Origin of the sequence: Litoribacterium kuwaitense (assembly GCF_011058155.1) — a bacterium.
GTDB classification, from domain to species: Bacteria; Bacillota; Bacilli; order Bacillales; family DSM-28697; genus Litoribacterium; species Litoribacterium kuwaitense.
The window spans coordinates 46,470-65,918 of the sequence record NZ_JAALFC010000018.1; the positions used below are offsets into that span (position 1 = coordinate 46,470).

The following is a 19,449-nucleotide window of genomic DNA, read 5'->3' on the forward strand; positions in this document are numbered from 1 at the left end:
GTTATATGATTATAATGGTTTGATGACTACATTTTCTGCAAATATTGAAAATGATCAGATAGCGATAACCTTTAATTAAAGGATACGAGAATCATCAGACATTTGGATGGAGTCTTAACCGTAAAACTGCACCACAAGTCGCAAATTACCTTAGAGATGAGGTGTCTAACGGTTGGGAGCATCTTATCGAAATGTTAAACATTTTCGTTGGTGACGCGTTTGCATAAGAAAAGTCCACACAAGGTCATTCACAAAACGATGTCTGGACTTTTACACTTTAGAACACAAGTTTAAAAGGTTTTAAAGCATAGACATAAACAAATTGGATATATAGTCATTCAATAAGCGGCTGAATAAAACGAATTGAAAAATTGCAAGCAAAAGTATAGCATAAAAGTAATCCATTCTTGGCGAGCCTTTTGTTTTAAAGCTCACTAAGATAAAGCAGGCAGCAAGAATGAACGAAAATAAGGAAAAAAGCAAAAGTATCGTAAAGATGCCAACACTTTGAATCACGAGTGCGAGCAAGCTTAAAATTAACAGCGCGGAAGATACAGAAGAAAGAGCGCCGAGCCTAGCGATAACAATCAAGAAATCGACATTGGCATTTTGTAATAATGAAATAAGCCAGATAGCTAAAGTGCTTAAAGCAGCGAATAATAAAATAAAAATGAATGGCTTTAAAAAACCGGTAACAAAGCCAGGATCAAAAAAATCAATAGACGTAAAGAAGGCACTCATAGAAAGTGCATATAACAATGCGAAAACGACAATTGAAATCACGCCGTTTATCATATCGTTTTTATCTAGCTGTTGGGCTGTTGTTAAAGGAGCTCGAAAGACACGAGATAAAAACTGACCATAATGTTTTGCAGTCTTCTTCCCTTTTTCAACATAGGGATTGTGGTTTTTGACAGTTTGTTGCTGGTCAAAAGTGGTATTCTCTTCTTTCGTCAATGTCTGGTCGTCAACCTGTTCCTGATCCATCGTGTCATTGTCAATTTGGTGGCTCTGTAGTAAGCGTCCACAACGAGAACAAGCGGTCACGTCATCGGTATTTTCTTTACCACAGTATGGGCAGATCATTCACAATCTCTCCTTTTGTCATGAAGTAATGGTATGTTTACTACTCTTACACTTCATTTAAACATACCAGATTATTTTTCCAATCCCCAATTTATATGTGTCATTGTTATTTATGTTTTTGGATAACCTTCCATAGCTCTTGTAACATTTGTTGTTGGTCTGCAGGTGAATGAACAACTTCTTGAACAAAGTTGTGCAAAGGCTCATCATTGTATGTAGCTGGAGGCTCCATGACTTGCTGAGTGTGATTTGTCTCTCTGCCAACAAGCGCATCAATCGTCACGGCATAAAAATCTGCTATGCCAATTAGTGTATCCAGTGAAGGCTCGCGCTCTCCACGTTCGTACATACCTATAGCACTTTCGCTAATGCCCAAAGCTCGACTTAGTTGTTTCTGAGTTAAACGTTTAGCTCTCCGTAAGCGTTTTAACTGTAGTGATAAGGAATGCATTAAAAGACCTCCTCAGCACAATATTAACACGTTTTGTGTTTTTTGAAAACTGATATTGACGTTTCGTGGTTTTGTGAATACAATAATAGGAACAAATGTTCTGTTAAGGGGTGGATAAATTGGCTTCGTACCTACAGAAGGATATTGCTCAATTCGTATACCGTCGTATGGAACGTGTTTGGCCCGAGAAACAGTCAGAAGACTATGCTATTGCTCATGCCCATTTTTATAAACTGTTGCAAGATATAAAAGAGAAGCTGCCCAATGAAGAGGAGCAAACGATTTTACAGCTTGAAAGTGAAGTGAATGCTATGTTAAGTGAAGGTGAGCGTTTAATGTACAAACATGGATTCAAAGACGCGCTTCACCTCCTATATCGTTAGCAAAAAGAGCAATTTACATTACTATACAATGAATAAATTACAGAGTACTATAGGATAAATAGACTTATAATCTGTCATAGAGCTTATGAAAGAAAAATGCCTCCATATAACAATGCACCTAAGATCACAATGGCGGGGTGAAGTTTTTTAATTTCAAGAAAAAAGTAGCTTGAAACGATTAGAACAATTGTATGAATCCAACCTGATCCAGTTGCACCTTCAGTGAAAAATTGTAGTGTCATAGTAAGAAGTAATATACAGATGACAGGACGAATGTACCCTGTCAGCCTTTTGACTTGGGGCGCATTTTTAAACTTCGCCAAAAAACTCATTAATAAAAGCATCAATAGAAGTGAGGGGGCAACTGTAGCAATAATAGCTATGAAGGCACCTAGCCAGCCGGACGTCGTATAACCAACGTATCCAGCCATTTTTGTAGCTATAGGACCAGGGAGTGTATTTGCCATCGCGAGCATTTCGCCAAATTGTTCATTTGTCATCCATTTGTATCGATTAACAACCTCATGCTGTACAAGGGGAATAGAAGCTGGTCCTCCTCCATAGCCAATTGTTGCTGGAATGAGAAATGCAACAAATAAATTCCAAAGAATCAAGATGATGCTCCCCCTTTCTCCCGATGATGGTCTCTAGGATAGAGAGCCACTGCGATACAAGCTGCAATTAAAATAGCAGGGTGCCAGTTTAAGACAAAAATAAAAAAAGCACTTCCTCCCAAAATGATCAGATTTTGTGCACGTCCTAAAACGTCATGCCCTTTTTTAGCAAATTGCCAAGCCATTACTCCAAGCATAACTCCAATGACAGGGCCTACCGCTTTTGTCATTCCTTGTATAAAAGCGTTATCCTGAAATGTTTTAAAAAAGACAAGCAACATGATGATGAGAAAAACTGTTGGTAACACACAAGCAAGGATAGCGGTGAAGAGACCTCGTATTCCTTTGAGGCGGAAGCCGATATATCCAGCCATCTTTGTTAATAAAGGACCGGGAAGAGCATTTGATAGCGCAAGGATATCTGAAAATTGATTCTCATCTAACCATTTATGTTTTATGACAACCTCTTGGTACACTAATGGAATAGATGAAGGGCCGCCGCCATATCCTAGCATGCCTATTTTAAAGAAAGAGAGTGCGATCGCTCTTAAATGTGTCATATTCATTCACCCTCCTGGGGCAGTCATTATTTATGAATGTCTGTATTTGATTATAAGTCAGGAAAAGACTTCCGTCGATCGATAGAAAAATTACTGAAATATATCCTCGAAGGAAATATAATGGGATTATAATTGTAAAGATTTTCTTACAATTATAAGTGAAGAGAAAAAAATCAGACAATAAACTTGCTTATACGAGAATACGAGGGCTTATCAATCCACTCTTGTTTGCTGTGTGGTGTTTGCCATAAGAGCCCAAAAGGGGTAGGGTACAGGATGAATATTTGGATCATCGAAGCTGATGAGCATATACAGATAGGGCTAAAATGGTTAATACAAGGAAGCTGTGTAAAAGTGGATGAAGTGACTATGAGCTCATCCTTTCATGGTTTTTTACCAAAAGGAATGATTATCGATTTAATTATTATCGACTTAAAAATTCTTCAAGGAGAGTTGAAAACGGCTTTCTTTAACCTCGTGAAGGATCAGCAGATTCCTTGGATTGCCTTGAGCGAAAAGTGGGAGCGTCGAGAAATTAAAGTAGCATTTCGTCATGGGGCTGGAGATATTATAAAAAAACCGATCGAAACAAATGAACTTTTGGATGCTATACAGTATACAATGGTAGATCAAACCATTCATCTAACCAGCCGTTCACGTGACTTGTATATGACGCCAAGGTCAATGGCGGTTTGTCGCCCAGTCGATCCTCCATCTTATGAACAATTTGGTTTATTTATTAGCGATTATCAATTTTCTTCGTATGTAAATGTTGAACGATGTGATGATGAGTGGGCGTTATCTTTTTACTCCGCCTCATTATATGAATGTATTCAAGAAATGTCGACATTGCTATACCAGTGGAAAATGAAAGAAAAAGGACCTTTAAATATTGCTGTAACAAATGATGGAACAAGATCGCCACATATGATGAAACAGGAGTGTAAAAGTGGACTGAAGAGAGCTTTTTTCCATGGTTTTGACGAAGTCCATGTTCATCTTGGTGAACAATTGTATTCATTGCCATCTCTTGTGTCGCAAAATCAGCTAGAAGAGTGGCGACAGCTTCTTGTTGAAGGAGAGGTTCAACGGATTGTCCAGTTTATACGTCAATACTATAAGCCGTGGAATGCTCCTTATATTGAACCAAAATCAGTGCGAATTCATTTAAGTCAGCTATTTGCTGACGGAAGAGCCTTTATGGATGATGAAGACTCAACTTGGTCTGTGTATGAACGATTAATAAAATCAGTTTGGACAGCACCTATGCTTGATGAAATTATTGAAGAGTTGGTCGCATGGGTTCAAACACTTAGAAGTAAATTAGGGGATACACTTGAGCAAGCGATCAAATATATTGAGGATCAGTATGCCAATCCAGATTTAAAGCTACAGGATATTGCCAAACATATTCAACGAAATCCATCGTATGTGAGTCAACTTTTTGTGAAGAAATTAGGCAAGAATTTCAGGCGAATTCTTACCGAAGTACGAATAAACAAGGCGAAAAAACAAATTCTTTCAACAGAAGATAATATGAAGAAGGTTGCTTTAAATACTGGTTTTTCTTCTGCAGGTTATTTTGCAAAGCTATTTAAGGAAAATGTAGGTGTCTCACCAACAGAATATCGTTCAACCGTTCAAAAAGAAACGACCGTTGATTTGCTGACAGACATTAAAAATGAGTAAATTGCAAATTGATGGAGTAGGTTCGTTTTGTCTTGCAAAATACGGGGAAGCCTATAGAGGATTACTTAATAGTTGTGTTGAGCAAGATAAGCTTTATGTTATTAAAGGAGGTATATTAAATTGTATAAAGCTGTTATACTTGGCACTGGTCCTGCGGGGCTGACTGCAGCGATTTATTTAGCGAGAGCGAATATGGAACCTGTGATTATAGAAGGACCAGAGCCTGGAGGACAACTTACACTAACGACAGAGGTGGAAAACTTCCCGGGCTTTGAGCAAGGCATTTTAGGGCCTGAACTTATGGAAACGATGAAAAAGCAGGCAAAACGGTTTGGTGCGATTTTTAAACGCGGCTTGGCGACGAAGGTGGACTTGAAAAATGCGCCATTTCAAGTTGAGGTCGATTCATTGGGAACGATAGAAACAGAGGCATTGCTGATTTCTACCGGAGCCTCTGCAAAAATGTTAGGTATCCCAGGAGAAAAAGAGTTACTTGGTAAAGGTGTAAGTACCTGTGCAACGTGTGACGGCTTTTTCTTTAGAGATAAGAAGGTCATCATTGTCGGTGGTGGAGATTCAGCAATGGAAGAGGCAACATTTTTGACTAAGTTTGCTAAAGAAGTCAACATTGTCCATCGGAGGGATGAACTTAGAGCATCAAAAATTATGCAAGACCGGGCTAGAGCGAACGAAAAAATTACGTGGTCAATGAATTGCACGCCTGTTAGCGTCGTTTCGGACGGAATGAAGACGTCCGGCTTAGAAGTTATGAATAACGACACCGGCAAAAAAGAAATCATTGATGCGGACGGGATCTTTATCGCTATCGGTCATCATCCGAATACGGGTTTCTTAAAAGGACATCTACGTTTAGATGACCAAGGGTACATTATTGTTGAACCTGGCACGACAAACACTTCTGTACCAGGTGTATTTGCTTGTGGAGACGTTCAAGATCATAAGTATCGCCAGGCGATTACAGCAGCAGGGACCGGTTGTATGGCTGCGATGGATTGTGAAAAATACCTAGAGGGTGAACGTATGATTGACTGGAGCCAAAATATGTCTTGAAAAGGGTACACTGCAAACCTTTGCAAATGCTTATATGTCGTATACGCATCGTAAGCTTTGGCTTTTTTGATGTCAAAACTCCCGTATTTATAAGTAAACAAGTTTTACTTTGCTACATGAAAGCACGACGATCTTGATGGTGTTGAGCTCGAGGAAAGCCATCACTTGCAGCTTTGAAATGAAACATGAAGCTCTCCTCTTAGATGTGAAGCTCAATGTAGGTATTTTTTTAAACAATGGGGAGCTGTATTATGCTAAATCGTGATAATTCCCTGATGAACCCTTCTAAAGCAACTAGTTATAGTCAAATGGTAAGTCAATCCTTTTAAAACTCATTGGAAAAGTATGAATTTATCCGTGAAGAGACCGCCCGTAAAAAGGGCGGTTTTATTTAAAGAAGTTGGCGTTTTTCAAGATGAATGATTCTTCTTCCTTAGGAACCTCATCATCTGGATAGATGGCTTCTACCGGACATACCGGCTCACATGCGCCGCAGTCAATGCAAATATCCGGATCAATGTAGTACTGATCATCACCTTCGTGAATACAGTCTACCGGACATACTTCGACGCAATCCGCTGCTTTTTCGTCCTGGCAAGCGGAAGTAATAACGAAAGGCATTCTTGTCACTCCTTTTAGAAAGATATTCTCATTACAAACAATTTAATGGTTTTTGTCAAGGTGATTATGATTTAAAATAAATGGGTAAAGATAAATTGTACTACGTCGTCCACGTCAATTTTTGTCGAAATTTATTAAACATCAGGGGGTTATTCAAAAATGAAAAGGAAAATGATACTAGCAGGGGCGTTCAGTCTTGCTACTTTTATTGGGGCGGTGTTACCAGGTACATATGCGATGAACACTGTGGTAGCTGCTGAACAAGCAGTAAAAACTGAAGGCCATGTCACTATAAGTTCTATCAACGAAAAAGCGCCTGAATACAATGTTCAAATCAATTACCCACAATTCCAAGGTTTAAAGGACCAGGCGTTTCAAGAGTCCATCAATCAATCCATTAAAGACTGGGTCAATCAGAAAAAAACAGAGATCGTTGACGGGGCTCTGGAGTATCCATCTCCACAAGGAGCAGCTTATCAATTATTTATGGATGTGACCGAACGCCAATCAGGTAATTTTATTTCTGCTGTTATGACAACTTACCAATATACTGGCGGGGCAAATGGCAATGAAACAGTCTCTTCTTACAATGTTTTAAATAAAGCCGAAGGGAAATCCTTCACACTACCAGAAGTCGTGAAAGACATTGACCAATTGAATAACCTAATCCAAAAAGAATTTCAAAAGCATGAAGACGTCTATGGGGCAACCGCTCTAAATTATCCAGGGGTTCGCGAGGATCAGCCCTTTGCTCTAACAGACGATGCCTTAATCGTTTATTTTTCCGAATATGAAGTAGCACCTGGTTCAGTTGGAGCAAATTCTGTCTCTATCCCCCGTGATGAAATTGCCTTGATTGATGAACTTGCCGACCAGAAAAGTAACATAAATGCTTCAGAGAAAGCGACAGTCACTGTTCCAGTTAAGAAAAGCGATCAAGGAAAAACCTTGATTTCTGTCCGGGAGCTTGCGGAAGCGTTAGATATGAACATTACATGGAATCAAGAATTAAGAAGGGTGTATTTAGAAGAGGCTGGGGCTTCATACGAAATCGTACCTTCCGTACCTATTTACCAAGTCAACGGTATTTCTATGCGAGACATTGAGCAACCGGTATTTATTGACGGCCATGTTTTCGTGCATACAGACTTCTTAACGGATGCATTAGACGCCAAAGTGAGTTCATCTACAGCTGATCATATTTCTATAACGAGGTAAGTCAATCGTTTATTGTAAAAAGTTTGCAAAGATGCTTGCTTTCTAAGTTTAAATCAGTGTAAGATAGGAAAGATCAATCAAACGAAACGGACGAGAGAGGAGGTTGTCATCATGCAAAACGTTATTTTAAACCAAGGAATATTATTAAGCTCCATCTGTTCTTATTTTGCTGATTCAACCTCTTCAATACGAATATAGTTATCAATATCTGGAAAACAGGTTTCGTATGGATAAGTAGCCATTGGGTCATACGATAGCCTTGTTCGTCTTCAGTGTTGCTTATTTTCTATTTCGTGAAGGTGTGTTGCATTTGCAGCGCACCTTTTTTGTTTTTTTAAACAAAAAACAGTCCTCACCTTCATAAAGTGATAGGGTTTGAGCGATCAATTTTACTTATTCAGAGGAGGAAAATTTAAATGTCAAAACAAAAGAACATTAGGAATAGTGAGAAGAGTTATTTAGATGACGGTTAGTGACTGATCGTCGATCGGATGAAAGATACGGAAGGAGTAGTACGTTATGTTTCAAGTTTTAAAACGGTTATCTTGGTTTTTTAAAGAAGAAAAGAAGCGTTATACCATTGCATTAAGCTTGCTCTTCATTGTAGGCGTGATTGACCTTGTTCCACCAAGAATTATTGGACTCACTGTCGATCAGATGCAAATCGGGGCTATGGATAAGGAAAAAGTTGTTTTATACTTATTTGTTTTATTAGGAACGACTGCCCTATCCTATATATTAACCTATGGCTGGATGTATCAGCTTTTTGGCGGTGCCTTTTTAGCGGAGAAACGCTTGCGCTCAAAATTAATGAGTCATTTATTCAAGATGGCCCCGCCTTTTTTTGAGCGTCAGCGTACGGGTGATTTAATGGCACGAGGAACCAATGACTTAAAAGCAGTGTCGATGACGGCTGGGTTCGGTTTGTTGACCCTCGTTGACGCAACAGCTTTTATGCTCGCTATTTTAGTGGCCATGACAATTATGATTGATTGGAAGCTGACTCTTGCTGCTGTATTGCCCTTGCCGATCATGGCCGTGGCTATTGCTTATTTAGGGGGTAAAATTCATACACGGTTTACAGCGGCACAAAAAGCGTTCGGGACACTAAATGATCGGGTTTTAGAGTCTGTGGCAGGAATGAGGGTTATTCGTGCCTTCAGAAAAGAACGCGATGATGAAGAACGGTTTTATCGCATGAGTGAGGACGTTTATGAGAAGAATGTGCGAGTTGCTAAAATTGAGGCATTTTTTGACCCTTTAGTTAATATTATTGTTGGCTTAAGCTATACGATTGGGCTTGGGTATGGGACCTATCTTGTGTTACAGCAGGAGCTTACGATTGGTCAGTTAATCACCTTTAATATTTATTTAGGGATGCTTATTTGGCCGATGTTTGCCATTGGCGAACTCATTAATATTATGCAACGAGGCAATGCTTCTTTGGCACGAGTGAATGAAACACTCGAAGAGAAAGAAGATGTGCCAGATCCTGAAAATCCTGCGGTTGTAGGAGGAGACGGTTCAATTGTCTTTAATGAGCTAAATTTTTCGTACCCGGATACGGATGATGCACAATTAAAAGAGGTTTCCCTAAGGATTGGCAAAGGAGAAACCATTGGTATTGTCGGGAAAACTGGTAGCGGAAAGTCAACCTTCGTGAAACAGCTTTTACGCTTTTACCCAAACATTCAGGGAGAGCTTGGTTTTTACGGTGCGCCTATTGCACAGCAAGCGAAGGTTTCTGTTCGTGCCCGGATTGGTTATGTGCCACAGGATCACATTTTGTTTTCAGCATCGGTGCAGGAAAACATTATGTTTGGAAACCCTGATGCCACGGAGAAAGAATTTAATGAAGCTGTTCGTCTATCCGCTTTAGAAAAAGACTTGACCTTTTTGCCGGAAGGTCTTGAGACGATGGTTGGAGAAAAAGGAGTGGCTCTTTCAGGTGGGCAAAAGCAACGGATTTCCATTGCCCGTGCCTTGATCGATGATCCCGATGTCTTAATTCTTGATGATTCACTATCTGCTGTCGATGCAAAAACAGAAGCTTTGATTGTGGAAAATTTACAGCAAAACCGTACCGGGAAAACAACCTTAATTACGACCCATCGGATGTCGGCAGTAGAGCATGCGGATCAGATCTATGTGTTTGATCAAGGTCGGATTGTCGAGTCGGGGACGCATGATGAGCTTATGAATGGCGACGGTTGGTATAAAGAACAGGCTGTAAGGCAAAAGATGGACACGGAAGGAGTGCTCCCGTGATGAAAATGCAAACAGGAAAGCGGCTTTATCAATACGCTTTGACAAGTAAAAAAAGAATTTTGCTTGGGTTATTGTTACTGGTGGTAGCGGTGGGAGCAGAATTAAGCGGTCCACTTATTGCCAAGACCATTATTGACCGTCATATTGTCGGTGTTGAAGAGCCATGGTATAGCACGACAGAGCAACCTAATGCTGTTGAGTACAAAGGCACATGGGTCATTCGTGAATCGTATGCTGACGATGCTAATTCATTGGAACCGGCTGGTCAAGTTGCTCAGATCGGAACGACTTTTTATTGGACAGAAGAGGTTCTCCCACAATATGGGGAACGTTCGTTTGACAATGGGGTTATGAGAGTGTCAAGCGAAGAGATCGAGTTTACGACACAAGCCAGTCCTTTAAGTGGCTCAGAGATTTTGGCTTTTTATCAGCCAGAAGTGGCAAAAATCATTGGCTGGCTAAGCTTTTACTTAGGATTAATTATTGTGGCCACCTTTTTCCAATACGGACAAAATTATTTTCTCAAAGTCTCAGCTAACCGTATTATTCAAAGGATGCGCATCGATGTATTTTCTCATTTGTCGCGCTTGCCGGTTCGTTTTTTTGATAATCTTCCCGCCGGAAAAATTGTTTCCCGCGTAACGAATGATACGGAAGCGATACGTGAGTTGTATGTTGCTGTTTTGTCTAACTTTTTTACGAGCGGTATTTATATGCTTGGTATTTATACAGCGATGTTTTTCTTAGATGCGCGCTTAGCCGCATTTAGCTTGCTACTCATTCCGGTGATGGTCGTGTGGATGGTCGTTTACCGTAAGTTAACATCTAAACACAATCATGACATTCGCTCCAAAATTAGTGAAATTAATGCGAATATGAACGAAAATATTCAAGGCATGTCAATGATACAAGCGTTTAGACGTGAGCAAGATCGGATGGAGCAATTTGAGGAAATGAATGAATCCTATATGCAGTCACAGAAAAAGCTCCTTCTCATTGATTCTCTGACGTCACATAACTTAACATGGGTGTTAAGAAATATCGTCGTTGCCATGATTATTTGGTTTGCCGCAGGTGGAGCAGCTGGAACAATAGGCAGTATTATTACGCTCGGTACGCTATATGCTTTTGTCGATTACGTCACGCGCTTGTTTGAGCCTTTGAACAATATAGTTAACCAATTAAATAACTTAGAGCAGGCAAGGGTATCTGGAGAGCGTGTCTTTAAATTAATGGATGAACGAGGGTTTGATGTAGCTGACGACAAGATTCAACGATTAACAGGAGATGTTGAATTTGCTAATGTAACCTTTGGTTATAAGGAGAATGAAGCCGTTTTAAAAAATATAACGTTTCATGCCAAGCCAGGCGAAACAATTGCTCTCGTAGGTCATACTGGTTCTGGAAAAAGTTCGCTGATGAACTTGCTCTTTCGTTTTTATGATGCTCAAGAAGGCCGAATTTTGATGGATGGGCAAGACATCAGAGACTTATCGCCTCAAGCTTTGCGATCTCATATGGCAATTGTCCTCCAGGATCCTTATTTGTTCACCGGAACGATTGGATCAAATATTGCAATGGAAAATGAAGAGATGCCGAGAGAGGATATTGAGCAGGCACTGAGAGCCGTTGGTGGCGCAGAGATGTTTAAGCAGTTTGAAAAGGGCATCGATGAGCCTGTCAGAGAAAAAGGGAGCACACTCTCAAGTGGACAGCGTCAGCTCATCAGCTTTGCGCGTGCGCTGGCGATTGACCCAGCCATTCTCGTTCTTGATGAGGCGACTTCGAACATTGATACGGAGACTGAGGCGATGATCCAAAGAGGGCTTGATGTGTTGAAGAAGGGACGAACGACATTTATCATCGCGCATCGCCTGTCGACCATTCGAGATGCGGATCAGATTCTCGTGTTGGACGCTGGTCGGATTGTAGAAAGAGGAACGCATGAGCAATTAATGGCATTGGGTGGGAGTTATGCTCAAATGTACCGTTTACAAAAGCAAAAAAATGCTGGATAAACGATAATTAAACAGAGAATGGCAAGAGAGATGGAGACACGGCAAAATGTGTCTCCATTTTCATGACAAGAGGTCATGTTTTAAATTTTTAAGTCAAATGGAAGCGACACTAGGTCAACACTTCTAAACTAGTTTACCAATTCTACAAAGGTCGTATGAATACCAAGTGGATGTTTTTCTCTTACATAGCCGTCATATCCAACTTTAATTTTGTCTCCAATTTGAAATGTTGTGCCATTGGCAACGGAAAGATTCACATCTACTAGACTTCCTGATTTAAGAATGTCGCCTTTTTTTATTGAAACGAGTGCCATTTCGTCATTTAGTTCTTCAATTGTTCCGATGAAGGTAGCTTCACTCTCTTGATCATCCGCATGATCACCGCTAGAAGTGGTACAAGCGCCTAATAAACCAATAGATACAATAAGGATTAACGCAATAAGTTTCTTGATAGACATCACCACTCTCATATGAGATGTTGACACGATAGGATTAAAAAATGCTGCTCAGTCGAAATTGCTGAACTCTTTCACGAGCGTCATACTACATGTTATCTCTATTTTTATCACAAAAAAACCACATATCATTAGTCTTACGTGTTGGTGATGTACGTTAGAATTTGAATGTGTAAAATTTTTCAACGGTTGAAGAGCTTTTGTTACATCGTATATAGGTGATCCGTTAGGTTGTTTGGTGAGGAATATGCTATGATTCTTTTTGGGAAAAGGAGGTTCGTTCATGCAATATGATTGTATCGTCATCGGTGGTGGTCCAGCAGGATTAATGGCTGCCACGTCAGCCGCTCTTCATGGAGCAAGTGTTTGTGTCATTGAAAAAGGAAAAACGCTCGGTCGAAAGCTGGCGATTTCAGGTGGAGGACGCTGTAACGTTACGAACCGACAGCCTCTCCCAATTCTCGTTGAGCACCTACCGGGTAATGGTAAGTTTTTATATAGCGCCTTCTCAACTTATGACAATGAGGCGATTATTACATTTTTTGAAGACCTGGGCATTAAATTAAAAGAAGAAGATCGCGGTCGCATGTTTCCCGTATCAAATTCAGCGCAGGATGTTGTGAATGCATTGCTTAAAAAGCTTTCTACGCTAAAAGTTTCGCTGCGCACCGAAGCAAAGGTGGCTGGTCTTCGTTTACTTGATGGGCGTGTACAAGGTGTAAAGCTGGAGGATGGGACGGCAGTTGCTGCCAAGGCAGTGATTGTCGCTTCTGGTGGAAAATCTGTTCCGAAAACAGGCTCCACTGGGGATGGCTATGCATGGGCGAAGCAAGCAGGTCACACGATCACTGAATTATATCCTACAGAAGTACCGGTGACATCAAATGCGCCATGGATTCAATCTCGTGAATTGCAGGGACTGTCTTTACAGGATGTCGCTGTAACAGTGTATTCGCATAAGAATAAGCCGGTTAAAACGCATCGCTGGGATGCGCTGATTACGCATTTCGGATTTTCAGGTCCGGCGGTATTAAGGTGTAGTCAATATGTCGTTAAAGCCCTCAAGCATAGTAAAGGAAAAGGTGCTGTACAGCTTGGCTTTGATACGAAGCCAGACCAACATGAAGAAGACGTATTTCAAGAACTTGCCGCCATGCAGAAACAGGCGCCAGATAAAGCCTGTAAAAATACATTTAAAGGTTTTTTACAAGAAAGGTACTTGCGTTTTTTACTTGTGAAGGCCGGCATAGATGAAGGAGAGCCGGTTCGAACGGTTTCTAAGGTCAAGCTCCGTCAGCTAGCCTCTCTATGCAAGGATTTTCGAGTAGACGTCAATGGGACGCTTTCCATCGAGAAAGCATTTATTACTGGTGGCGGTGTTCATTTAAAAGAAGTTGATCCGAAAACAATGGCATCTAAGAAAATGCCTGGCCTTTTTTTCTCTGGTGAAATCTTAGATATCCATGGGTATACAGGCGGTTATAATATTACTGCTGCATTTGTGACTGGATTTTGTGCCGGTAAAGCGGCTGCGGAGTCGCGTAGCATTTGAGTAGGTGAATCTGTAAATGAATAAAGAAGCGAAAGCTATGTAAGCACCGATTGTCGTTATATGTATCAGAGTGTAGGCCAAGTCTTTCCCAGTCTTTGTCTACACTTTTTTTGTTGCGCACTTCGCAAGATGTTTGTTAGCCGAGGCGCGAAGGTGAACGTGGATGTGAATAGAGCTCTTTGTTCATGAGAGGATGACCGGACCAAAGTTAAGCAATGAAGGATGAGAACGTTTGTCAGCAGGCAGAACTGACGGTGCTTTGAAGCTGTTCGTTTTTTTACAAGAGCCATGTAACTCGTACTTTGATTCAAGGCAATATCTAGATTAATAAGTGTCAGAGATTGTTCAACTTTGCACAATCTATTTTATTTGAATAATGTTATGCTGGAATATAAACCTCTTAACAATGCTTGTAAAAATACCCCATAAGCCACTGAATATGAGAATTAATCGATGTATTCACATACAATTCCGACCAATGTCACCTTTTCATCACAAATTTTTGATGTTTTTGTGAACAATTATCGTCAAAACTATGACATCTGTTGAAATCGCTTCTTTTGCGACTGACAGGAGGTTCGTTTTCTTGGTACTCTCGTTGTTGGAACAGATAAGTGTCTGGAGAAAGGATTTCATTTTTCTTAATTTTAAAGCCAAAGTTTGGGAGGAAGGTGGATTGGCATGTTGCGTCGTCTAAAATCATGGACGGTATTTGGGATGATTGCTCTCGTTATGGCTGGGTGTAGTGCACCAACAGTCTTACAGCCGAAAGGACCAGTAGCGTCACAGCAAAGCGACCTTATTATCTTTTCAATTATATTTATGTTAACGATTGTTGCAGTTGTTTTCGTATTGCTTGTTGTGATCCTATTAAAATACCGGGATCGTAAAGAAAATCCGAACTACGATCCGGATCACGAAGGTAATATTTGGCTAGAAGTTGTCTGGACAGTTATTCCAGTTATTATCGTTATCGCGTTGTCTATTCCAACGGTTCAAACGATTTATTCATTAGAAGAGCCCCCAGAGGCGACACGAGATAAAGAGCCGTTAGTGGTTCATGCGACGTCAGTCAACTGGAAGTGGATATTTAGTTATCCAGAGCAAGACATTGAAACTGTGAATTATTTAAACATTCCAGTGGATCAACCTATTTTGTTCAAGTTGACTTCGGCAGATTCGATGGCAGCCTTATGGATTCCGCAGCTCGGTGGCCAGAAATATAACATGGCCGGTATGCAGACACAGTTGTACTTACAGGCGGATCATGAAGGTACTTTTGCTGGAAGAAACGCCAACTTTACTGGTGAAGGCTTTGAAGCACAGCGCTTTGACGTCAATGCGATCTCTGAGGAAGAATTTGAAGATTGGGTAGAAGAGACGCATGAAACAGCACCAGAATTAACACAGGCAGAATACGATCTTAAGCTGATGATTCCGGGTCATGTTGATGAGATGACGTTTAAAGGAACGCATCTTGACTGGATTGACCATGCAACGTCAGGTTCATATGCGCTTGAAGCACGTGAACGCCTTGGATATGAAGAGCGCAACCCGAACTCTAAAGCGCCGGAAAAAGAGCTGATAGATCCAAATACATTAGAATATTATACAAACCCGGAGTCTAGAGAAGAAGAGGAATCATCAGAACATGAAGGCCATGTTGCCGAGGAGACAGATGGCGAGCATGCTTCAGATAGCGAGCATAGTCATTAAGAAAGGGGGAGAGTCAAGTGAATTTAAGATGGGATGAATTTATTGTTACCGGTGATCCATTAATTCTTGGTGCACAAATATCAATTGTCCTTGTGTCGATTGCGCTCGTTTTCGGGTTAACCTATTTTAAAAAATGGGGTTGGCTATGGCGTGATTGGATCACAAGTGTTGATCATAAGAAAATTGGTATTATGTATATCATTGCTGCGTTATTGATGCTCTTCCGGGGTGGGGTAGATGCGCTCTTAATGCGAATACAGCTCGCCGCTCCAGAAATGGAATTCTTAAGCGCACAACATTACAACGAGATATTTACAACGCACGGAACGATTATGATTATCTTTATGGCCATGCCTTTTCTTATTGGTTTAATGAACGTTGTCGTTCCATTGCAAATAGGTGCTCGTGACGTTGCCTTTCCATTTTTGAACAACCTTAGCTTTTGGACATTTTTCGTTGGAGCGATGCTCTTTAACATTTCCTTCGTTGTTGGTGGTTCGCCTTCAGCGGGCTGGACGAGTTACGTACCGATGGCAGGAAACGAGCTAAGTCCAGGACCTGGGCAAAACTATTACTTGCTCGGCTTGCAAATTTCCGGTATTGGTACTTTGTTAACGGGAATAAACTTTATCGTTACAATATTAAAGATGAGAACAAAGGGTATGACTTTGTTCAGAATGCCAATGTTTACTTGGACGACATTAATTACATCTTTAATTATCACTTTTGCCTTTCCGGTATTGACGGTGTCGCTTGCATTAATGACGTTTGACCGTCTCTTTGGAACACATTTCTTTACACTCGCTGATGGTGGAATGCCTATGCTTTGGGCAAACTTGTTCTGGATTTGGGGACACCCTGAAGTTTATATCGTTATTCTACCTGCGTTCGGTATTTTTTCAGAAATCATTACGACCTTTGCGAGAAAAACATTGTTTGGTTATAAGGCCATGGTTGGCTCCGTTGTTATTATTTCCTGCTTAAGCTTCCTTGTCTGGGTTCATCATTTCTATACAATGGGCTCAGGAGCTGCAGTTAACTCGTTCTTTTCGATTACGACAATGATGATTTCGATCCCAACTGGGGTTAAAATCTTTAACTGGCTGTTTACAATGTATAAGGGACGAATTAGCTTTAAACAGCCGATGCTTTGGTCGATTGCTTTTATTCCAAACTTTGTTATTGGTGGTGTCACAGGCGTTATGCTTGCGATGGCCGCAGCAGACTACCAATATCACAATACGTATTTTCTCGTTTCCCACTTCCACTACGTATTAATTGCCGGTACTGTATTTGCGTGTTTCGCAGGTTTGGTCTTCTGGTATCCAAAAATGTTTGGTCATAAGCTTAATGAGAAAATCGGTCAATGGGCATTCTGGCTATTTATGATCGGATTTAACGTCTGTTTCTTCCCGCAATACTTCCTAGGTTTAGATGGAATGCCGCGCCGGACGTTTTCATACTTGCCGGAAGAGGGTTGGTTCAGTCTTAACTTTATCTCAACAGTTGGTGCGTTTGTGATGGGGCTTGGCTTCCTCATATTCGTTTACAATGTCTATTATAGCTTCCGTCATTCTGCACGTGAGACATCAGGCGACTGCTGGGGCAGTGGAAGAACGCTCGAATGGGCGACATCTTCAGCGATTCCACCATTCTACAATTTTGCTGTGTTACCAGAGGTACGTACGATTGATCCATATTGGCACATGAAGGAAGATGGTCAGGAAAGTCAGAAAGAAGAAGACTATAAGCCCATTCATATGCCAAGTAATACAGGTCTTGGGTTTATCATGTCTGTATTCTTAGGCATCTCAGGCTTCGGACTTGTTTTCGAATGGTATTGGATTGGCTTGGTCGGTGTCATTCTCACATTCGCTTGTATGATTTATCGGTCTTTCCAGCAAGACGATGGGTATTATGTACCTGTGGAGAAAATTAAAGAAACCGAGCGACACGCATCGGTCTAAAGGAGGGGAAGCCCTGTGGCACAACATGTTTCTGATTCAAACACGCCAATGGAGTATCAATCCGAGACCGGGCGCTTAAATATCCTCGGTTTCTGGATCTTTATCGGTGCAGAGTTTGCCTTGTTTTCAACGCTCTTTGCTGCTTACTTTGTGCTTATTAACCGGACCGCTGGATATATCACGCCAGGTGAATTGTTTGATTTGAAGCTCGTTTTAATTATGACCTTCCTACTGCTAACTAGCTCGTTTACGTGTGGGATGGCTGTTCATGAAATGCGAAATCATAATGTGAAACGCATGATGATTTGGCTAGCCATTACACTTCTTCTTGGCTTAGGATTTGTCGGTTATGAAATTTATGAGTTTGTTCACTATGCAAGCGAAGGTGCAACGCTTTCCACAAGTGCTTATTGGTCTGCCTTTTTTGTTCTGCTTGGTACGCATGGGTTGCACGTAAGTATCGGGATCATTTGGATCATCGGAATTATGATCCAAATTAAGAAGCGTGGCTTGACACCAAAGACGTCATCAAAAGTGTTTGTTTCCAGCCTATACTGGCATTTCTTGGACGTTGTCTGGATTTTCATTTTTACAGGTGTCTACCTGTTGGGGATGGTGAGTTAACGTGGAACAAACAAACACTGTAACTAAAAAAAGTCATTTCCCATGGAAACACATCATTGGCTTTGTCTTATCAATTGTATTTACGCTTGCAGCAGTCTGGGTGAGCTTTGGAACAGATTTGAGTCTTGATGCAAAGGTTTGGGCGATTTTTATCTTTGCTTTTATTCAAGCCGGTCTGCAATTGTTTCTCTTCATGCACGTCAGTGAAGGAAAAGCAGGGGCCATTCAAGTCGGAAACTTACTTTTTGCCATCTTTATCACGCTCGTGATTGTCGTTGGCTCGATTTGGGTGCTGAATTTCGGTGTACACTTGCATCATCATATGTAAGTCAAAGTCCCGTTACGAGGAAAATCGTAACGGGATTTTTTAATATTGTTTTTCAAGATTCATCCAGCCTGCAGCTTGCAGTTTTTCAGTCGGTAGAGGTATCTTTTGGTGACTCCCGTTGTCAGCAGAAAATTGATACGCCTGCATTTGTCCTTCTTCATTGACGGAATACAACAGGTAATCGTACGCATAAAAATCCCTAAATGTATACTGACGTGGGGTGCGTTTTAAATTTGTTGCAGGTGGCTGCACAATTTCTTCTCCATCGGCAAGCTCTGCGGAAAGGGTATCTGCAGCTTGGTTATACGTATAGGCTGGAGATTGAATGTAGACCATTGCATTCGTAATGCCCATCGTCAAAAGTGTGGCTGCAACAATTCCAACGGCTGCCTTCATCGTTCCGTACCCGCGAATGATCCAAACAAACAAATATGGAGTTGCACAAATAAGCAAAAACATTGTGTAAATCATCGCTGTGTTTATGATACCTTCATATCCTTGGTTGTAAGAGTGGAATAGGTATTGTTGAACACCGAGAATTAACACGAGATTACTTAAAAACAATATCCAAATTAGGCGATTGGAGGAAAACATGAAAAGTCAACTCCTTTTTTATGATAGCGATTTCAATTATGTCTAAAAAGTGAACTTGTTAATAGCTATTATACGTAAAAATGTCAAAATGGGGAAGGGGTTGTGACAGATTTATGAATATTTTATGAGGATTACTAGGTCGTGTCTGAAAACTCGTCACTGTGTCAATTTGAAAATTGCAGCTACGTATACAAATGCTAGGAAGGACGTGGCCAACTTGTCGTAACGAGTAGC

At 40.8% G+C, this 19,449-nt stretch carries 18 protein-coding genes; 11 read left to right on the top strand and 7 right to left on the bottom strand.

Annotated elements, in window-relative coordinates; all coding sequences use genetic code 11:
* Positions 1–300: 300 nt before the first annotated feature.
* Together G4V62_RS10720 and G4V62_RS10725 are read right to left on the bottom strand one after the other, a co-directional pair.
* Complete coding sequence (locus tag G4V62_RS10720; protein ID WP_165202051.1) at positions 301–1,086, bottom strand: zinc ribbon domain-containing protein; 786 nt, start codon at positions 1,084–1,086, stop codon at positions 301–303.
* Positions 1,087–1,192: 106 nt separating this feature from the next.
* The gene (locus tag G4V62_RS10725) at positions 1,193–1,537 is read right to left on the bottom strand and encodes a helix-turn-helix domain-containing protein (RefSeq protein WP_165202053.1); all 345 of its coding nucleotides are present in this window, start codon (positions 1,535–1,537) and stop codon (positions 1,193–1,195) included.
* Between the two features lie 119 nt (positions 1,538–1,656).
* Here G4V62_RS10725 and G4V62_RS10730 point away from each other — a divergent pair, with 119 nt between their 5' ends.
* Entirely contained in the window at positions 1,657–1,920 is a 264-nt protein-coding gene (locus G4V62_RS10730) for a hypothetical protein (protein WP_165202055.1), read from the top strand.
* An 83-nt stretch (positions 1,921–2,003) separates the two neighbouring features.
* On the opposite strand, the gene G4V62_RS10735 is transcribed toward G4V62_RS10730, so the two are convergent.
* The gene (locus G4V62_RS10735) at positions 2,004–2,534 is read right to left on the bottom strand and encodes a chromate transporter (protein WP_165202057.1); all 531 of its coding nucleotides are present in this window, start codon (positions 2,532–2,534) and stop codon (positions 2,004–2,006) included.
* Positions 2,531–3,094, bottom strand: a complete 564-nt coding sequence (locus G4V62_RS10740) for a chromate transporter (RefSeq protein WP_165202059.1) — start codon at positions 3,092–3,094, stop codon at positions 2,531–2,533. Before G4V62_RS10740 ends, G4V62_RS10735 begins: the two co-directional genes overlap by 4 nt.
* A 276-nt stretch (positions 3,095–3,370) precedes the next feature.
* Between G4V62_RS10740 and G4V62_RS10745 the strand changes: the two genes are divergently transcribed.
* Positions 3,371–4,783, top strand: coding sequence for a helix-turn-helix domain-containing protein (locus G4V62_RS10745; protein WP_165202061.1), 1,413 nt, complete (start codon positions 3,371–3,373; stop codon positions 4,781–4,783).
* 120 nt (positions 4,784–4,903) lie between these two features.
* On the top strand, positions 4,904–5,854 hold the full coding sequence (gene trxB, locus G4V62_RS10750) for a thioredoxin-disulfide reductase (RefSeq protein ID WP_165202063.1): 951 nt from the start codon (positions 4,904–4,906) through the stop codon (positions 5,852–5,854).
* A 387-nt stretch (positions 5,855–6,241) separates the two neighbouring features.
* On the opposite strand, the gene G4V62_RS10755 is transcribed toward trxB, so the two are convergent.
* Positions 6,242–6,475 (bottom strand): ferredoxin family protein, encoded by a 234-nt coding sequence (locus tag G4V62_RS10755; RefSeq protein ID WP_165202065.1) that lies wholly within the window; start codon positions 6,473–6,475, stop codon positions 6,242–6,244.
* Positions 6,476–6,634: 159 nt separating this feature from the next.
* On the opposite strand from G4V62_RS10755, the gene G4V62_RS10760 reads away from it, so the two are divergent.
* The 3 genes from G4V62_RS10760 (at position 6,635) to G4V62_RS10770 (ending at position 11,979) form a co-directional block, all read left to right on the top strand.
* Positions 6,635–7,693, top strand: coding sequence for a PdaC/SigV domain-containing protein (locus G4V62_RS10760; RefSeq protein ID WP_165202067.1), 1,059 nt, complete (start codon positions 6,635–6,637; stop codon positions 7,691–7,693).
* Positions 7,694–8,212: 519 nt separating this feature from the next.
* A complete protein-coding gene (locus G4V62_RS10765) occupies positions 8,213–9,961 on the top strand; it encodes an ABC transporter ATP-binding protein (protein ID WP_165202069.1) in 1,749 nt (582 codons plus the stop codon).
* A 5-nt stretch (positions 9,962–9,966) separates the two neighbouring features.
* The gene (locus tag G4V62_RS10770) at positions 9,967–11,979 is read left to right on the top strand and encodes an ABC transporter ATP-binding protein (protein ID WP_165202089.1); all 2,013 of its coding nucleotides are present in this window, start codon (positions 9,967–9,969) and stop codon (positions 11,977–11,979) included.
* A 128-nt stretch (positions 11,980–12,107) separates the two neighbouring features.
* On the opposite strand, the gene G4V62_RS10775 is transcribed toward G4V62_RS10770, so the two are convergent.
* Positions 12,108–12,437, bottom strand: a complete 330-nt coding sequence (locus tag G4V62_RS10775; protein ID WP_165202071.1) for a hypothetical protein — start codon at positions 12,435–12,437, stop codon at positions 12,108–12,110.
* Positions 12,438–12,717: 280 nt separating this feature from the next.
* On the opposite strand from G4V62_RS10775, the gene G4V62_RS10780 reads away from it, so the two are divergent.
* The 5 genes from G4V62_RS10780 (at position 12,718) to qoxD (ending at position 18,621) form a co-directional block, all read left to right on the top strand.
* A complete protein-coding gene (locus tag G4V62_RS10780; protein WP_165202073.1) occupies positions 12,718–13,986 on the top strand; it encodes a BaiN/RdsA family NAD(P)/FAD-dependent oxidoreductase in 1,269 nt (422 codons plus the stop codon).
* A 681-nt stretch (positions 13,987–14,667) separates the two neighbouring features.
* A complete protein-coding gene (gene qoxA / locus G4V62_RS10785; protein ID WP_165202075.1) occupies positions 14,668–15,702 on the top strand; it encodes a cytochrome aa3 quinol oxidase subunit II in 1,035 nt (344 codons plus the stop codon).
* Positions 15,703–15,719: 17 nt separating this feature from the next.
* Positions 15,720–17,669 (top strand): cytochrome aa3 quinol oxidase subunit I, encoded by a 1,950-nt coding sequence (gene qoxB, locus G4V62_RS10790; protein WP_165202077.1) that lies wholly within the window; start codon positions 15,720–15,722, stop codon positions 17,667–17,669.
* A gap of 48 nt (positions 17,670–17,717) precedes the next feature.
* Positions 17,718–18,293 carry a cytochrome aa3 quinol oxidase subunit III gene (gene qoxC, locus G4V62_RS10795; RefSeq protein ID WP_165202091.1) on the top strand — a complete coding sequence of 192 codons (576 nt, stop codon included), beginning with the start codon at positions 17,718–17,720 and terminating at the stop codon, positions 18,291–18,293.
* A gap of 1 nt (position 18,294) precedes the next feature.
* Entirely contained in the window at positions 18,295–18,621 is a 327-nt protein-coding gene (gene qoxD, locus G4V62_RS10800; RefSeq protein WP_165202079.1) for a cytochrome aa3 quinol oxidase subunit IV, read from the top strand.
* A 39-nt stretch (positions 18,622–18,660) separates the two neighbouring features.
* Here the strand turns inward: qoxD and G4V62_RS10805 are convergent, their stop codons facing one another.
* Positions 18,661–19,215: a hypothetical protein gene (locus G4V62_RS10805; protein WP_165202081.1), complete on the bottom strand. Its 555-nt coding sequence runs from the start codon at positions 19,213–19,215 to the stop codon at positions 18,661–18,663.
* Between the last annotated feature and the right edge of the window lie 234 nt (positions 19,216–19,449).

Bases quoted from the DNA above. Each gene is read 5' to 3' on its own strand.
- G4V62_RS10720 (WP_165202051.1), bottom strand. From the start codon at position 1,086: ATGATCTGCCCATACTGTGGTAAAGAAAATACCGATGACGTGACCGCT.
- G4V62_RS10725 (WP_165202053.1), bottom strand. From the start codon at position 1,537: ATGCATTCCTTATCACTACAGTTAAAACGCTTACGGAGAGCTAAACGT.
- G4V62_RS10740 (WP_165202059.1), bottom strand. From the start codon at position 3,094: ATGACACATTTAAGAGCGATCGCACTCTCTTTCTTTAAAATAGGCATG.
- G4V62_RS10745 (WP_165202061.1), top strand. From the start codon at position 3,371: ATGAATATTTGGATCATCGAAGCTGATGAGCATATACAGATAGGGCTA.
- G4V62_RS10755 (WP_165202065.1), bottom strand. From the start codon at position 6,475: ATGCCTTTCGTTATTACTTCCGCTTGCCAGGACGAAAAAGCAGCGGAT.
- G4V62_RS10760 (WP_165202067.1), top strand. From the start codon at position 6,635: ATGAAAAGGAAAATGATACTAGCAGGGGCGTTCAGTCTTGCTACTTTT.
- G4V62_RS10765 (WP_165202069.1), top strand. From the start codon at position 8,213: ATGTTTCAAGTTTTAAAACGGTTATCTTGGTTTTTTAAAGAAGAAAAG.
- G4V62_RS10770 (WP_165202089.1), top strand. From the start codon at position 9,967: ATGCAAACAGGAAAGCGGCTTTATCAATACGCTTTGACAAGTAAAAAA.
- G4V62_RS10775 (WP_165202071.1), bottom strand. From the start codon at position 12,437: ATGTCTATCAAGAAACTTATTGCGTTAATCCTTATTGTATCTATTGGT.
- G4V62_RS10780 (WP_165202073.1), top strand. From the start codon at position 12,718: ATGCAATATGATTGTATCGTCATCGGTGGTGGTCCAGCAGGATTAATG.
- qoxA (WP_165202075.1), top strand. From the start codon at position 14,668: ATGTTGCGTCGTCTAAAATCATGGACGGTATTTGGGATGATTGCTCTC.
- qoxC (WP_165202091.1), top strand. From the start codon at position 17,718: ATGGAGTATCAATCCGAGACCGGGCGCTTAAATATCCTCGGTTTCTGG.
- G4V62_RS10805 (WP_165202081.1), bottom strand. From the start codon at position 19,215: ATGTTTTCCTCCAATCGCCTAATTTGGATATTGTTTTTAAGTAATCTC.